The 17,249-nt window shown below is 33.3% G+C and carries 15 protein-coding genes; 8 read left to right on the plus strand and 7 right to left on the minus strand.

Going from position 1 to position 17,249, the window contains the following annotated elements:
- Nucleotides 1-257 precede the first annotated feature (257 nt).
- On the minus strand, nt 258-1,460 hold the full coding sequence (locus tag PL77_RS32520) for a sugar transferase (protein WP_156152383.1): 1,203 nt from the start codon (nt 1,458-1,460) through the stop codon (nt 258-260).
- A 175-nt stretch (nt 1,461-1,635) separates the two neighbouring features.
- Between PL77_RS32520 and PL77_RS15410 the strand changes: the two genes are divergently transcribed.
- From PL77_RS15410 to pflA, 7 genes are all read left to right on the plus strand, one after another.
- Nucleotides 1,636-2,079 (plus strand): response regulator, encoded by a 444-nt coding sequence (locus PL77_RS15410; protein WP_172665873.1) that lies wholly within the window; start codon nt 1,636-1,638, stop codon nt 2,077-2,079.
- Between the two features lie 101 nt (nt 2,080-2,180).
- Nucleotides 2,181-2,672 (plus strand): PleD family two-component system response regulator, encoded by a 492-nt coding sequence (locus tag PL77_RS15415; RefSeq protein ID WP_082026565.1) that lies wholly within the window; start codon nt 2,181-2,183, stop codon nt 2,670-2,672.
- Nucleotides 2,673-2,970: 298 nt separating this feature from the next.
- Nucleotides 2,971-3,849 (plus strand): cysteine synthase CysM, encoded by an 879-nt coding sequence (gene cysM / locus PL77_RS15420; protein ID WP_044207130.1) that lies wholly within the window; start codon nt 2,971-2,973, stop codon nt 3,847-3,849.
- A gap of 14 nt (nt 3,850-3,863) precedes the next feature.
- Nucleotides 3,864-4,379 (plus strand): DUF3347 domain-containing protein, encoded by a 516-nt coding sequence (locus tag PL77_RS30675; RefSeq protein ID WP_052444467.1) that lies wholly within the window; start codon nt 3,864-3,866, stop codon nt 4,377-4,379.
- A gap of 140 nt (nt 4,380-4,519) precedes the next feature.
- Nucleotides 4,520-6,712, plus strand: a complete 2,193-nt coding sequence (locus PL77_RS15430) for a 7TM diverse intracellular signaling domain-containing protein (RefSeq protein ID WP_044207133.1) — start codon at nt 4,520-4,522, stop codon at nt 6,710-6,712.
- An 18-nt stretch (nt 6,713-6,730) separates the two neighbouring features.
- Nucleotides 6,731-7,531: an ABC transporter substrate-binding protein gene (locus tag PL77_RS15435; RefSeq protein WP_044207136.1), complete on the plus strand. Its 801-nt coding sequence runs from the start codon at nt 6,731-6,733 to the stop codon at nt 7,529-7,531.
- Between the two features lie 42 nt (nt 7,532-7,573).
- On the plus strand, nt 7,574-8,353 hold the full coding sequence (gene pflA, locus PL77_RS15440) for a pyruvate formate-lyase-activating protein (RefSeq protein WP_044207138.1): 780 nt from the start codon (nt 7,574-7,576) through the stop codon (nt 8,351-8,353).
- Nucleotides 8,354-8,356: 3 nt separating this feature from the next.
- Here pflA and PL77_RS15445 read toward each other — a convergent pair whose 3' ends face one another.
- From PL77_RS15445 to PL77_RS15470, 6 genes are all read right to left on the minus strand, one after another.
- Nucleotides 8,357-8,875: an NUDIX domain-containing protein gene (locus tag PL77_RS15445; RefSeq protein WP_044207140.1), complete on the minus strand. Its 519-nt coding sequence runs from the start codon at nt 8,873-8,875 to the stop codon at nt 8,357-8,359.
- Entirely contained in the window at nt 8,875-9,876 is a 1,002-nt protein-coding gene (locus PL77_RS15450) for a hypothetical protein (RefSeq protein WP_156152384.1), read from the minus strand. The genes PL77_RS15445 and PL77_RS15450 overlap by 1 nt, the downstream gene beginning before the upstream one ends.
- Nucleotides 9,877-10,017: 141 nt before the next feature.
- Nucleotides 10,018-10,509, minus strand: coding sequence for a hypothetical protein (locus PL77_RS15455; RefSeq protein WP_044207143.1), 492 nt, complete (start codon nt 10,507-10,509; stop codon nt 10,018-10,020).
- Nucleotides 10,510-10,525: 16 nt separating this feature from the next.
- Nucleotides 10,526-12,544, minus strand: coding sequence for a putative porin (locus PL77_RS15460; protein ID WP_044207144.1), 2,019 nt, complete (start codon nt 12,542-12,544; stop codon nt 10,526-10,528).
- A 122-nt stretch (nt 12,545-12,666) separates the two neighbouring features.
- The gene (locus tag PL77_RS15465) at nt 12,667-13,125 is read right to left on the minus strand and encodes an N-acetyltransferase (RefSeq protein ID WP_044207145.1); all 459 of its coding nucleotides are present in this window, start codon (nt 13,123-13,125) and stop codon (nt 12,667-12,669) included.
- Nucleotides 13,118-13,912 (minus strand): YihY/virulence factor BrkB family protein, encoded by a 795-nt coding sequence (locus PL77_RS15470; RefSeq protein WP_172665874.1) that lies wholly within the window; start codon nt 13,910-13,912, stop codon nt 13,118-13,120. The genes PL77_RS15465 and PL77_RS15470 overlap by 8 nt, the downstream gene beginning before the upstream one ends.
- 296 nt (nt 13,913-14,208) lie before the next feature.
- On the opposite strand from PL77_RS15470, the gene PL77_RS15475 reads away from it, so the two are divergent.
- Entirely contained in the window at nt 14,209-17,244 is a 3,036-nt protein-coding gene (locus PL77_RS15475; protein ID WP_082026568.1) for a caspase family protein, read from the plus strand.
- The last annotated feature ends 5 nt before the right edge of the window (nt 17,245-17,249 follow it).

Below are 17,249 nucleotides of genomic sequence, written 5' to 3' on the forward strand. Positions count from 1 at the left end.
TTAACGAAAACTTAGTTTACAATGTACTTACAGTTATCACTTCCAAGTATTCTGATTCTTTATTTTTTTCCTTGTATAGCCAAAGGAAGTGCTTACAAAAGAAAGTTCAATGACGTATATATTTAGCGATAGTATCATTATCATACTTGAATAGTAAAAACTGATCACTAATTACGATTCAAGTATTTAAACAGTAAGGCCTCATTCTATAATGATAGAATGAGGCCTAATAAAACCTTTATTATTTGAATAAAATACTATTCTTCTTTCTGCATCATAGCTGGTAAAGTTTTGAAAATCAATTTAAAATCCATCAAAGTGTTTCGAGAACCAGCATATTTATTATCCAATTTCGTTCTCTTTTCACTATTCATAAATGGATCTACTGATTTTTGAATTTGCCATAGGCCTGTAATTCCTGCGGGAGTATTAAATCTTTCTACAGTATTATCTTTTGTCAATTGCTCGGCCTCATAAAGGGGAAGAGGCCTATTTCCAACCACTGACATTTGACCAAGTAATACATTGACTAACTGAGGTAATTCATCTAAACTCGTTTTTCTTATTATTGCTCCTACTTTTGTAATTCTTGGATCATTTTCTAGTTTAAAAAAAGTAGTACGGTTCTTTTGTGCCTTATATACCTTTTCACTTATCGTAAAGCCTTTATCACCCGTAATCAGGGTATCGCAAGGAGTGATGTCTTCCATATTTTCAGTTTCTGAATAACTATTATTTTGTAATAACCCCTCTACAAGTTGATCTGCGTTGACCTTCATGGATCTAAATTTTAGAAAAGGAATGATTTTATAATCTCTTCCTATTCTGTTAGATACATAAAAAATAGGACCTGGATTTTCAATATAAATTGCGATAGCGATTAATAGATAGATAGGTAAAAGACAGATCATAAGTGATAATGAGAATACAATATCAAACCCACGTTTGCCAATTAAACTTTTATTTTCATAAATATAACTCAGCATATCTTTAAATGATCTTTTTTCTTCCCTCTCTATCCTTTCTCTTTCTTTGTGTTTTGTGTATCGGTTTAATACATTTTTAATTCTTATATCGAGCTCTGTAGGATTAAATGGTTTTGAAATGTAGTCATCTACACCAAGATCAAGTACTTCTATCTTTTTTGCAGATGAATCCTCAGCAGATAATGTAATGATTGGTAAATGAGATTTAAGGGGGTTGTCTTTTATTTCCTTGATAAAGGTAATACCTGACTCTTTTTTAAGGTTAATATCAGTAATTACAAGGTCAATCTGATGCTTTTCTAAGATTGACAATGCTTCATCAATAGTACTTGAACAATAGACAATGTATTTTTTAGACAATAGATTTCTGACAAACTTTTGCATGAATTTATCATCATCCAAAAGTAGTATTTCGTTAAACATATTAGGTAATGATAGGTTAATAAAATGTCCTGTATCAGTTATTTGTTTCAACACTATCTATCTTAAATTAGTTCTATTTACACATCATTTTTCTTAGACATCATATTCGTATTTTTTTATAATATTTTAAGAATAGTATTTTTTCATAAATGTCTTGTATTTATAAGGCAAAGAGATAACTATCATGAATTTAGATTGTTATATTTCAGTATTACATTTTTTTGATATGAGAAAATCAATCTTAGTTGTTGATGATGATCTATTTATTAGAGATATCACATCACATGTTTTGGGAGTAAATAATGATATATTATTGGCTCATGACGTTATAAATGCTCGAAAAATACTTCAAAATAATCATGTAGATCTTGTGCTGTTGGATATTGAATTAGAAAAAGAAACTAGCGAATGCCTCTTTGATGATTTACAACAGACAAATGAAATTCCTGTCATGATTTTTTCTAGTAACAAAGATCCTAAGATCAAAGACGACTTCATTGATCTTGGAATAGTTGACTATGTACAAAAGCCATTCAATATGAATGAGCTTGAAGTTAAGGTTCAAGACCTCTTACTTCAAAGTAATCCCCGAAAAATGCAAAAAAAGAGGCGGGAATTTCACTTTAAGAATTGGTTTTTGAGCTTAATGAAGTTTAGGAAATCAGCCTAAAGAAGAATTTTGTCAATAAATATTAATTATTATTGAACTTATCAACAAGTGACAATGTTCTAGAGGTAAAATAACCTTATAACACCCAAATAAAAATAATCATGAAGTATCCAATACTTGTTATAGAAGACGATCAATTTATGCGTGATTTAACGATCAACACGCTTAAAGATAAATATGAAGTTCTTTCGGCTCAGACATTAGATGAAGCGAAAGCAATATTAAAATCCCAGTTTGTTAAGTTAGTGCTAACGGATCTTAATTTAGATCAGGAAAATACTTTTGACTTTATTGTTAAACTGAGAAATTCTCCTAATTATTCTGATATACCAATATTAGTTTATTCAGGGAAATTTGATTTGGCTCAAAAAGGTGAATTGTTGAACAATGGTATCGCTGGTTTTATTGAAAAACCAGTGTCTTTGAATGAATTACAAATCAGAATTGATAACACGATTGACCATTATTCAAAAGTAAGTAGTATAAAATTGAATAAAGAAGATGTTGTTGACAATCCAGAGCAAAAGCCAAATTCTATAGCCGGAAAAGCAAGCATTTTTAAAAAAAACTTCTATAACATATTATTTACTTAAAATAAAATCATGTTTGATCTCATTATTAATGAAACATGATTTAAAGATTTATCAATAACCCAATTACTAATTAATTTAAATCAGAAAAGAGCCTTATGTAATTTACATAGGCTTTTTTTATGCACTTTTAAATAAAAGAAAACAAATTTATTATTTAGGAGTACTTTATAGTAATTAAAGTAAGTGTATCTTTGTCAAAATTTTTTCAAAGAGTACTTTGTACTAAGCAGTAGAACATTATAACTTCGCTTATTAATGTTTTCTTGTTTAAATCTCTAAACTATCAACAATATAGATTATGTCATCAGTATTATCGCTAGTAGGAAATACTCCATTAGTCAAGCTAGAAAAGCTTAACCCGAACCCTAATGTCACTATATATGCTAAGTTAGAAGGGCAAAACCCCGGCGGAAGTGTGAAAGATAGAGCTGCTTTTAATATGATCAATGAGGCGATTAAAAGCGGTGAGCTAAAAAAAGGCATGAAATTAATTGAGGCTACAAGTGGAAACACTGGTATTGCTTTAGCTATGATGGCGTCTTTATTTGGTGTAGAAATTGAATTAGTGATGCCTGATAGTGCAACGATTGAAAGAGTGAAATCAATGAAAGCCTATGGTGCTAAAGTGACTTTGACGCCTGCAGCTATTTCTATGGAGGGTGCTAGAGATTATGCTTTGAGTAAAGTAAATGAAGGGGGGCACTTGATGTTGAATCAGTTTGACAATCCAAATAACTATATGGCCCACTATAAAACAACGGGACCTGAAATCTGGAGAGATACAGAGCATGAAGTGACTCATTTTGTTTCGGCAATGGGTACAACAGGAACAATTATGGGAACTTCAAAATTCTTGAAAGAACAAAACTCAGCTATTACAATTGTCGGTACACAACCTGCAGAGGGAGCTCGAATTCCTGGTATTAGAAGATGGCCAAAAGAATATTTACCAAAAATATTTGATGCCTCAAGGGTAGACATGACAATTGATGTTAGCCAAGAAAACGCAACTGCAATGACAAGAAAATTGGCATTAGAAGAAGGTATTTTTGCAGGAATGAGTAGTGGTGGTTCGGCTTATGCAGCGATTGAAACTGCAAAGCAAATTGAAAAAGGAGTGATTGTCTTTATCGTTTGTGATAGAGGTGACAAATATTTATCAAGCGATCTATTTTAATTATATATAAACCTATGAGAACAATTGTATTATCATTCGTGTTGGGATTATTCCTAATGAGTTGTGGTGGAGAGAAACAATCACATCAAAAGCATGAAGCAGCGAAAGAAGAAGAAAAATTAACAGCAGTTATCTATAATGCTGAAAAAGCTAAAGCTCCACAAGCATACATGAAATTATCAGAGTGCTTGATCGCTAGTAATCCAACGGCTGCACAAACGTATGCCAAGAGGTTAAAAAGTGCTATGCCTTCTGAAGCCGCAGAAGAAGTAAATGCATCTATTGATGCAATCATTAATACTGATGACCTAGCTGCTCAAAGAAAAAGTTTTGAGACAGTTACGGCATATTTCTTAGAGGTAGCCAAAAAAGGCGAAGCTGGAATGGATATTTACTTAGTACACTGTCCAATGGCATTTAACAATACGGGAGCTAACTGGCTAAGTGCTACAAATGAGGTAGTTAACCCGTACTTTGGAGATGAGATGTTACACTGTGGTAGAGTGATGGAGACAATAAAAGGGAAGTAACCCTTAACACTCTATATAAATTCTCGCGAAAAGTCACTTTCTAAATTATTGGAAAGTGACTTTTTTATTTTAACTTGTTATGTTTTTGAGGGATAAGGTATAATACTTATGCATCCAACTTTTTAATTGTCTATTTATTTATGCGACTATTAACTACTCTTCTTTTACTTTTCAACATTTCGCTTGCTTTCTCGAATGATAAACTTCTAATTGATGAATCTTCCATTCACCTTGAAAATGTATCGGAGCATGTTGAGATTTTCTTGGATTCAAGTAATGCTATACCCTTTGAGAAAATTTTAACAATGGATGCTTTTACTCCTAACTCACAAGAAATTATCAATGTTGGTTTTAATGAGGCTTCACTTTGGTTAAAACTACGTTTGGTCAATATTTCTTTGGAAGAAAATAAAGACTTCATATTAGAAATTGGAAATAGTAACCTTGATGTGATTGAGGTTTATGAAATAAAAGATGGTCAACTCCTTAACTTTCAACTAATGGGAGACCAAATCCCTTTCTTTGAAAGAGCTATTCAATTTAGAAATAACCTTTACCCCTTTGAAATTGAAGCCAATACAGAAAAGGAATTATATTTAAAAATTCAGACGAATGGGGCTTTACAAGTACCACTTACCATAGCTACGCCTACTCAATTTTTTATTAATCACCTCAAAACAGAAACCGCTTACGGCATATACATTGGTATTATGTTAGTGATGGTTTTATATAATATACTGATTTTCTTATCATTGAGAGATTTGAATTATCTGTATTATGCTTTCCCGATTTTAGCCAATACAACATTCTTTCTCTCATTAAGTGGTCACCACTTTCAATACTTATTTCCTAATTCACCCAATGTAGCAAATAATGTTACAGTGATTTCCATAGCAGCATGGATCTTAACATCCTCTTTTTACGCTAAATCTTCCTTACAATCTAAGCAGTATTCAAAGTTTGCCGATATAGCTCTAATTGTAACCATGATATTGGGAGCTGTTGGTATTTTATTACCTTTCATCAGTAGCTATGCATTTGCTGTAAGGGTCAACAGTAAGCTGACATTGGTCAACTCTTTGGTTATGTTTGTTGCTGGTTTAATGATTTGGTATAAAGGAAATAAATCTGCTCGTTTCTTCATTTTAGCATGGACAGCTTATTTGGCTGGTACATTTATCTTTGCATTAATGAAATATAACTTCATTGAACAGAATGAATTCACAAAAAATGTATTGGCTTATGGTGGTATTATAGAAGTACTCTTCTTGTCGTTGGCTTTAAGTGATAAATACAAACTCTACAAAAGAGAAAAAGAAAATGCTCAGAAAGAACTTTTGGAACAGCAATTACAAACAAATGCAACTCTTGAAGTAAAAGTAAATGAAAGGACCGCTGAACTCCAAGAAAAGCAGATTGAGTTGGAGAATAATGCTCAATCTTTAAAAGAAGCTTTTGAGGAAATTAATGCAAAAAATGTAGAGCTCGAACAGCAAAATGAAGAAATAGCGACTCAGAGAGATATGGTCGAAAAACAAAAAGTCCATCTCATTGAATCCAAAGATAAAATACAAGCGAGTATCAATTATGCCAAAAGGATTCAAGCTACTATGCTTCCTTCTCAGTCTCATCTTAAAAGCCTATTTCCTGATTCATTTTTGATTTTTCAGCCAAGAGATATCGTATCGGGAGATTTTTACTGGTGCGCTAAAGTTGGCGACAAAAGAATATTAGCTACCGTAGATTGTACTGGACATGGTGTTCCGGGTGCATTCATGTCTTTAGTGGGATACCACCTTTTACAAGATATTGTCGTTAAAACTAAGATTACATCGCCTGAAATAATCTTACAAGCACTTCATCTCCAAATATTAAAAAGTCTACATCAAGAAAATTATCAATTGAAGGATGGAATGGATATGAGCTTAATTGTTTTTGATGAAACAACAAAAGAATTAGAGTACTCAGGTGCTCGTAATCCATTAGTTTACAGTCAAAATGGAAAGTTTGAGATGATAAAGGGAGACCGAAATTCAATTGGTTCTACAAATCCGAAAGTTTCATTTACAAAACATAGACTCAAAATAGATTCCTCAACAACTTTATTCATGTACTCTGATGGTTTCCAAGACCAATTCGGAGGGCCCAACGACAGAAAATTTGGTTCTAAGCGATTCCGTAAAATATTGGAGGAAAACTGTGATTTTGAACTCACATTGCAGAAAGAAATTCTAGACAAATATTTGAATGATTGGGTGAGTATTGATGAGGAGAATCATCACAGACAAACAGATGATATATTAGTTATTGGTGTTAAATTAGAGCACGAATAACTTTAATTTTTTTGACTTATGGATCATCAATATCCGCAAAGGATAGTTTGTCTTACAGACGAGGTAACAGAATGGTTGTACTTATTAGGTGAGCAAGATAGAATTGTTGGAATATCAGCTTTTGCAGATCGACCTGAAGAAGCTAAAAAAGAGAAACCAATGGTTTGTGGTTTTACAGGTGCCAACTTTAAGAAAATTATGGCAACGCAACCTGATTTAGTAATAGGTTTCTCAGATCTTCAAGCAGATATAGCCTCAAGGCTTATTAAAGAAGGGATTCCGACCTTGATTACAAATCAGCGTTCAATCAGTGAAATCATGAATACACTCATGATGATTGCTAGGATGGTAGGAGCTGAAGCAAAAGCGAAAGTTTTACTAGATAAAATGAATGCTACTATTGAAGAAGCAAAACAGTTTAGCCAATCATTGAAAGAAAATCCAAAAATATACTTTGAAGAATGGGATGATCCCATTATTACAGGGATTCAGTGGGTTTCTGAAATCATTACACTTTGTGGAGGTAAAGACGTATTTATTGAACATGCTGATAAACAAAATGCTCAAGGTAGAGTGTTAGCCAATTTTGAACCTGTTGTGGAGAGAAATCCAGATATTGGCTTGTTTTGTTGGTGTGGAAAAAAAATGGATAAAGAAGCCGTATTAAACCGACCGAATATCCAGTCTCTTTCATTTTGTAAGAATAATGAAATCCATGAGGTAGATCCCATTTTCATGTTACAACCCGGACCCGCCACTATAATGGAAGGAATTCCCTACATAATGAATATTATTAAGAATTGGAGTCAAAGAAAATAATATATAATAAGTAAATTTGTTAAGAAATAACGAAAATTATATATGAGCACTTTCCCACAGCAAGATCCATCTATCTTAAATGATAAAGACCCAGAGTTATTAAGAATTCACTCTATTGAAACTTTCGGGACCCATGATGGTCCAGGAATCCGTTTTATTGTTTTTGTTCAAGGATGTCAGTTCAGATGTTTGTACTGTCATAACCCAGATACATTTGATGTAAAAGGAGGGAAGCACATTCAACTAGACGAAATAGAAAAAAGAGTTCTAAGACAAAGGCCATATTTTGGTGATGAAGGTGGAATTACAATTTCAGGAGGAGAACCTTTATTACACCGCAAAAAGCTAATTACACTTTTTAAAAGATTAAAAGAGCACGGAATACATACTTGCTTGGATTCTAATGGCCGATTGGTAAATAAGGAGGTAGAAGAACTTTTAGACTATACTGATTTATTGATGCTTGATGTAAAGCACATTAATGACGATTGGCACCATAAGTTAACTACGGTTTCAAACTCAGCTACCTTAAAATTGGCCGAAATGCGTGAGAAACAAGGTAAACCTATGTGGATCCGTTATGTATTGGTTCCGGGATGGTCTGACCAAGAAGAATATTTACATGAGTTGGGACAGTTTTTCAAAGACTATAAAACGATTGAAAAAATTGAGATACAACCTTACCATAAATTAGGTGTACATAAATGGGAAGCAATGGGACTGAAATATGAACTAGAAGGAGTAAACCCTCCAACTGCTGAAGAAATAGAAAAAGCAAAGAATATCTTTGCTCAGTATTTTAAAGAAGTCCATGTCAACTAAAAATTAGCGGACGGATTCAATATATTTAGATACAATAGCTTTTATGGATGTTAATCCAATGGTTGTTGTATCTATTTTTTTTGGTGAAATAAACTCAATACTACTCACATCATCATTAGCCTGAAGAGGAGAAAAATCTTTGATCTGAGCTTTAAAAACCATATCTAAAGTATAATAATCGACCTCCTTATAGGTATATGTATTCGGAAAACTACAAAAATACTCTAAGGATATGATATCAAGGTTTAGCTCTTCTTTAATTTCTCGAATTGCTGCATCTTCTACTGTCTCATTGATATCTACAAAGCCTCCTGGTAAATCATAAGTACCTTTGAAAGGATCAAATTTTCTGACCGTCAGTAATAACTCTCCTTGCTGATTTGTTATTAAAACAGCAACGGCAGCTGATGCATTAATATAAAGGTCAAAACCACAATTTGAACAAACGAAGTGTTTTTTGTCAAATTGAATTGCATCACTTTTACACTTAGGGCAACTTTTAAAATGCTCTTTTATGTGCATTACACAAATAGTTTTAAAGTTCTTAGAATAGCAATTCCAAAAGTTATTGCCAAAAAGAAAAAAGCAAAAGCAACCCAACCTGGGCTAGCCAAAATAGTAAAAAGAATTTGTGTATTCTCACGCTCCATTGCAATTTGTTTTTCAGCTTCCTGAAGGTTGGGCAATTTCACATCTGTCAAATGGTTTGAAAGCTGTGATAAAATTCCATTTTTGATAGCACCTTCTAACCCATAAATAATAATACTCTTATCGTATTGTCTTGCAAGCGTAATGTATTTACAAGTCTCATCCCAATTTAAAACTCTTGTGTTTTCTTGATTACTTAATGGCTTTGTAGCATTGGCTGATCCTAGTAATATAGTAGAAAAGCCAGGCTGATATTCTTTTAGCTGCGCTAATGTTAAAGATGAATTAGGTTCGTATGTATTAAAAATAGACAGCACTTCCTGATCATTTAGAATATTAAATGTTCCAGTAATTTGTTTCCACGTTTCTACATTTACTTCACGGCTATCAACTTGATAAGGAGAAACGATGCTGACTAATTTTAAATTGTCATTTTTTGACAGTGCTCTTAATCGAGCATAATTCAAATCCCCATGTTCTTGTACTGAACCACTTATCAATCTTTTCAAAACAACTTTACCGATTGACAAAGGTCCACTTTCAACAATTCTAACATCAGTTCCGTAAGGTGCCAAACTCAGCGTAAGTGTTTTCCAAGAAAGCTGATTATCTATGGTCCATTCTCTAAATGTCTCATAGCGTTTTAATACTGCAGACCCATTATGAGCATTGGGCCAATAATGTTCTCCCTTAGGTAATAAAAGCCAAGCATGACAAGCTAAACCATGGTTTTGAAAAAGCTTAATTGCTTCCACTCTTTCGGAGGAAAAATCAGTCAAACCAATGTAAATATCAGCTCCTAGTTCTTTTAATTTACTAATGCTTGCTGAATCTTGGGCTAACTCAAGAAGTTTAAAACCCTGAACTTCAGTCATAAAATCAATTTTGATTGATTTCTCCGCATAAACAAAGTTAAAGACTAAGCTAAAAAAGTAAAGTAGGATTGTAAGTTTGATTTTTTGCATAAGGGATTTTAAAAAATTTCAACATTAACTTACTAATGTTTTAAGAAAGGATCAAGGTAATTTTCGAATTGTTACATCCAATACTTGTGCCTGACCGTTTTTCCCTAATTTATAGTTTTTCCAGAAGAAAGGGCGCATCGCAAAAGCTAAAGCCCAAAAGGCAGCACCTTGGAAAAAGTGTTGTCTTTGATCATATTGAGCATTACCTACTACTGGGTGAACTGCACTTGAAACTAGAAAGCCCGTACCAATTAACCCAAAGCCACCAAACAATACTCTAGGGTAGGCTCTAGGAAATTTGATAACTTCAACTTCTGATAAAGGTATTTCTGTACCTGATTTATATAACACAAAAGAAGAGTCTTTTAAAGCATAAAGTTCATCTTTATAAACTGCCTTTTCACCTTTTATTTTAAAGATGATACGATCACCTTCATATATTTTCTTTCGATTTCTTCCATAATTATCAACAGCTAAAAACTTCTGTGCAAAAAGTGGTGCTGTAGTTAGGAATAGGAAAAATAGAAGTATTGTCTTTTTCATGATTTGTCATTTAGGTTTATTCGAACATTAGCCATCTCACACCATATGAGAAACCAAATCCTGGTCCCATATACCCTGGAGTAGCCCAATATCCACTAGTTTGATCAACAAGGTTTAATATATCAGCAATTCTAACAAATACCATTGCTCTTCTCATCTTGAAATTGACAAAAAGGTCAACATTAAAATATCCCTCTGTCTTGTAATCATCTTGTAAATGATACTGTTGTGAAACAGGATTAAAAGCCATACCGTAATAGGATGAAATATATCTTGTATCAAAACCTGTATACAAGCTTATCATACCATCACGGAACTCTTTAAAAAAGGAAATTTCATAAGTTGCAAAAACGTCAGGTGTAGGCATCACATCCTGATGTGTATTTTGGGTATAAATTACTTCGGCAACTTGTTGTATATTACCTAATTTCAATTTGAATCGTGTACCATATCTACTATAGGTAATTGCATCATTGTGCTGTTGAGGTCTAGCGAATTTATCGTAATAAATATAATTGTTGATATTATTAAGCTCACCAAATACCTCAAAAGTGCCTCGCTTCCCTAGTGGGACTTGAGGTGCAATATAGATCTGCTGCTTAGAGATTGACTCTTTCTTCTCATTCCATGACATGAAAACAGTTGTGAAATGCTGAGCAATCATAGGAGCTAAAGTTCTCTCTACCGTAAAACCACCTTTCAGGTATTTTGCATCTACTTTTGCATTAATGTTATAAGCATCACGCTCCAACATTTCAAACTCTGCATGACCAGTTACAGCTCCAAGGTTTTTGGGTAATAGAAATTCTACATCACCTCCAACAAAAAGCTGATTATCAATAGGAACAGGTAAGTAATCTTCGGCTGTTCTTTGCTGGAATTTCTGATATCTAAATCGCATGAAACCAGACCAAAAGGTTGGTCCTAATCGGCTTTTTACCCCAAGTTTATTATCAATATACTGATGTTCTAAACTCACATATGGCTGATCTCCGTATTCGTAATCTGTTACAATTGGAAGAGAAGCATTCGGATCATTCAAAACTGAATCTGGCAACAATCTTAAATTCTCTACAGTATAATCATTGTATTGATCATAATAAGCTCGGTTATCTGAAATCTTGTCAGGACTATTGGCGTATTGATATCTATATTTTACTCTAGTAAACTCATGAAAAACTTGAAGCTTAGCTGTATCTACCAAAGCATATTGATGATAGAGATGATGGTTGTAATTCCATTTAAAAGAAGAGGCTCCTTCAAAAAAGTAATTGGCTAATTGTCCTCTACCCAAACGAAATAAATCGTCTAGTTGAGTATCATCATTGATTAAAGAAGGAACATTTAAACCTGCGGATTCTGGTCCTTCATGGATATATTGGTAATAGCTTGCCAACAACTTGTATTTGTTATTTTCGCTTTCATACCTTGTATTCAAACCAAAACCTGTATGCTGTTGTGCATTATAAGAGTTACTTACTCTGTCTCTACCGATTATGTATGGTTCACTATATCTTTGAAATAACATGCCGACAGACCAATAGGGGCTAATATTGTTGGAAACCTTACCGCCAACTTTACCTCTATTTTCATGTCCAACAACACCATTAAAATCCGTGACAGGAACATAAGAGTTGTAATATTCCCAATCATATACATCTTGAGCATATAAATCATAACCGGTGATTCCAACAGATTGTCCTAGATCATAAACCGGACTTTCCCAATAACTTCTCAATGGTGAAGCATTATTGCCTAGCGTTTGGTACCTATATCCATTTTCTCCATGGATATCATAGCGGTGTAAGTGCATATAAGAAGAGTCCATCATGTGCTCTTCGAAATGTATTTTATACCAATCGTCTTGTTTGATGTACCAAGTAGTTTGAGGGCCTTTTAACCAAGAACTATCTTGTTCCAATACAACACCCTCTCTATTAGGTTCGTCTTTGCCGTTTTCTTCTTTTTCCTCTTGTGCAATAGCGTAATTAGAAATACTAAGAAAAGATAATATTATAAATAAAAGTTTTTTCAAGGTAGATTTAGATCGTAGATAAAATAATCGAGTTACTTTTCTAAGCACATCAAAGTTAAATCTAATTCGGGATTTAAGATAATGTTTCATTAAAAAATGATAAAATACATTCTGAAAAATAACTATTTCAGCCATTCATACATATCATAATGCTCTTTTGTCATTCCCATTGCCTTATAGGTCTTTTGAGCTCTATCGTTATTTTTTTCAACATACAGTCTTAATCCCATTAATTCGTCAGATGATTCTACCTCATTTTTCACAAATTCATACATAGCACTAAAGATTCCTTTACGTCTATATTCTTCAATTACAAACAATGAATGTATCCAAATCACATTACCGCACCGCCAGTCAGACCATTCATATAGATTGAGCATTGAGGCAATACATTTACCATTGTCTTCTACTATGACATATCTTCCGAGCGATTGGTTGTCAAATATATGTTGAACTCCTTTTTTTACTGTATCTAAATCGAGAGATAGATCTTCCGTTTCCATTGCCATATTTACTTGAAATTCGGCAATTGTATTGATTAAACTTCTATCTGAAGCAACCTTTATAGTATAATTAGACATTCTTTTTTATTTTCTTTTGTTGTAGTATGCCTTGTCCATATTTGTGGGCATAGGCATAGGTAAATTCTGCTCCGTAAAACATCACTTGGACGGAGTAAAAAGTCCAAGCCATTACAATAATAATAGGTGACCCTGCTCCCCAACTGGAAGCAGTTTGCATATGTGCTAAATAATATCGTATTCCGTATTGTCCTAATTGAAAAAGTATAGTGGTTACTAATCCACCTATAAAGGCATCCTTCCAATTGATCTTCACATCTGGGATGAATTTAAATATTCCAGAAAAAAGAGTAAATGAGATGGTCATTGTAGATAAGAACCTTATCACCGTAATAACCTGAATTGCTGCAACAGGTAACCATTCTTTTAAATATGAGGATGCAAAACTGATTGATGTATCTATGGCAATAAGTATCAGAAAAATCATCCCTAAACCCAAAACCATACAAAAAGCAATTAGGCGGTCCATAATTAACTCTTTAATTTTAGTCTGGCTTTGTGGTACTTTCCAAAACTTATTTAAGGCTATTTTTAAGGTGTGAAAAGAGAGGGTAGAAGTAAATAATAGTGTTCCTATACTTATTAATGTAGATACTGTATTATCTATCTTCAAAGCGGTAAGACTATTGATCATTGACTCTAAATGTTGAGCTACGACATCACCAGCCACTAATTCTAGCTCTTCCATCATACCTTCTTTGAGTTTATTCTCATCGAAAAATAAACTTAAACCTGAGAATAATAAGTTCAAACCCGCAGGTAAAGAAATGATAGTGTAATACGCCAAAGATGAACCGTAAATGTAAGCATGATCTAGGTTGAATTCGTTCCATGCTTCTTTAATTAATTCAAAGATTTCACTTACCTTTCTCCCTATGAAGTAATTTTGTAATATGTTTATATATTTTCTGATACTCTATTATTTAAAAAAGTGAAAAAATTTAGTTTCAATAGAATTGACTGAAAATGATTTTTTTACAATAAAAAGTTTTTAAATCAACGTAAAAATACAATTCTTGATTAAATTAGCACGTAAGTTAATGTATTTTTATAACAGCACTTGTTTGAAATAACTTTTTAGTGATGAATGAACTATTTCAGCTTATAAGTTTTTCAAAATGGATGTCTACTTTTAATACTCAAAAAGGAATTGTAAAACAAGTCAATAGAATCATGTTTACTTTTTTGACTCAAACGAGAAAATTTACTCTTATGAATAATATTCTTACTACCCTTGTTATTTTTTTACTATGCATTGGGAATTTATATTCTCAAGAGAAAAATACTTACTTAGTTATCGATGCCAAAGGACACTCATCACTTGTAAGAAAAGTAGCCTTTACCTCCAATAATCAAAATATTATTTCAGTATCCGAAGACAAGACCATTAGAGTGTGGGATTTAAAGTCCAATGCTTTGATTAAAACATTATGGGGACAACATACAGAAGGAAAAGAAGGAAGATACAACGCCTTAGCTTTAGCTCCTAATAGCAGTATTGTTGCAGTAGGGGGATTTTTAGAAAATAATGAAATTAGAATTATAGATCTTAGAAGTGGAAAACAGATCGCATCATTATTAGGACATGAAAATGTGATTACAGATTTAAAGTTCTCTTCTGATGGACAATGGTTAGCTTCAGCAAGTGCTGATAAGACGGCAAAAATATGGTATATTCCAGAGTTAGGTGAAGAGGGTTTTAACGATGAACCCTATGAGAAATTGACAATCAATGATCATTCAGATATCGTATATAATATCGATTTTTCTGAAGATAAAACGAAGCTTGTTACTTGTTCTTTTGATGGAAGTGTAAAACTCTATTCCATGGCTGTTGCAATGAGCAATGCGAGCCTTGTAAAAGTCTGGGAGACGAATAGCAAATTTACGAATGTAGATATTTCAAATGATAATCAGTATGTAGTAGCAGGACAAACCAATGGTAAAGTCATTGTTTGGAATACAAATGGAACTGAAGTAGCGACACTTTCTGATACAAAAGGTTTTATCAGTAGCTTAAATTTTTCAGAGGACGGTGAAAAGTTAATGGTCACTGATGCCAAGGGAAATGTTTATTTTTATAGCACTGATGTTTGGTTGAAGAGAGATACTTTTAATGTAAAAGATAGATTAATAACCGCTGCTGCATTTGCTAATAAATCATCGGAATATGCAGTAATTGCTACTGGTTCAGAAGGGAATATAAAATTATGGGATTTAAAGAAGAAAAAGATCATTCGGGACTTTAAGGGTGAAGGTATTTCTAATAAAAGAATTGGAAGAAGTGACAAACTCAACTTCTCTCTTTCCATTACACCAAAAAACAAACAGCCCTACAACAAGACCTTTGATTTTGAAACGCTCACAATGGGGCTTCAAAAGCCAACACAAACGGATTTCAAAATGTCCGAAATCCAACAAAATGGTCTTCTACTGAAAAAACTCAATGCTTATGCTTTACAATGCGGCACCACTCAAATTCAAAATGATAAAAACAGAGATAAAGGGATTAATGCCTATTGTTTTACCCCTTCAGATGATATTGTTGTTGCAAGTGGCGGTTCTTTAAAGCTCTACTCTAACACAGGAAATCTAATTAGATCTTTTAAAGGTCACAGTGGCTCAGTAACAACAGCTAATGTCTCCAAAGAAGGGAAGTACTTAATATCATCAAGTACAGATCAAACGACGAAGATTTGGAATTTACAAACTGGAGAGTTGTTAGCATCGTTGTTTGTGAGTACTTCAAATGATTGGGTATGTTGGTCTCCCCATGGATATTATCATGCTTCAGCAGGTGGTGAAAAATATATTGGATGGCTTAAGAACAATGGAGTTGGCAATCTTGCGACTTATTATCCTGTAAGTTTTGCCTCAAAAGAATTTCATAAGAAAGATATTCTAATAAAGATTATACAATTAGGTTCGTTTGAAGCAGCACAGAAAGAAATGATGTTTACAACTGTAGCTTTATCAAATGTTGTAGCTCAACAACCTAAAATCAATTGGATTTCTCCAACTTTCACCAACAATGTTCATGAGATTGGAGGTCATGCGAAGATAGAAGCCAAAGTGGAGAGTTCGTCTAAACTAAAATCTTTGAAATTATTAATTGATGGTAGACCGACTGTTATTCCTTTAGATGATCTTGTACAAGAAGAAGGGAAGTATATTTATTCAATAAACACGGAAGTTAAAGTAGAGAAAGAGGAAGTGAACTTTCAAATTTTTGCGGCTAACACTACCACTAAAATTACTTCAGATGCTAGAAAAGTTGTTTCTGGTGGCCCTGTAAAAGATAGTTCATTAGATATGGGTTTTGATTTGGAAGCAATGTTTAACACTGCAGAAAACAAAGCATCACATAAAACAAATATTTATCTATTAGCGATTGGTGTCTCCAAATATCAAAACTCCGAATTAGATTTAACTTTTGCTGATAATGATGCTGTAGCAATAGCAGATATCTATAGTAAACAAAGGGACGGAAGTGTGTTCAATGAAGTCAATATAAAAAAATTAACCAACGAAGAAGCTAATAAATCTAACATTGTAGAAGGATTTAAATGGCTCTCTGAAAATGCCACTTCAAAAGATTTAGCTATTGTATTCATTGCATCACATGGTTTAAATTATGAAGACAACTTTTACATTATTCCACATGATGTAAAACTAGATGATGTTAAAAATACAGCCGTAAGTTGGTCGGACTGCTCCAATGTAATGGCATCTTTACCCTCACAAGTATTGATGTATGTAGATGCTTGTAACAGTGGTCAACTCGGAAAAGATATCACAAGATCGGACAATACGGAAAGTATAAGACAATTATCCTCTGACGAGAATGGTGTTGTTATTATGTCCGGTTCAACAGGTAACGAAAGTTCTTTGGAATCTCCAAAATGGCAACATGGAGCATTTACTGCCGCTCTAATTGATGGATTAGGTGAGGGCAAGGCCGATTATTCACGAGATAATATTATTTCATTAAGAGAGCTTGATTTGTTTATTGCCATGAAAGTGGATGAGTTAACAGAAGGAAAGCAACACCCAACCACGCAAAAACCAAGTACAATTAGTTCGATGACAATTGGTGTAACGATTGGTGAAGGTAATTAAAAGAA

Source organism: Flammeovirga sp. OC4, from assembly GCF_000812565.1.
Lineage (GTDB): Bacteria > Bacteroidota > Bacteroidia > Cytophagales > Flammeovirgaceae > Flammeovirga.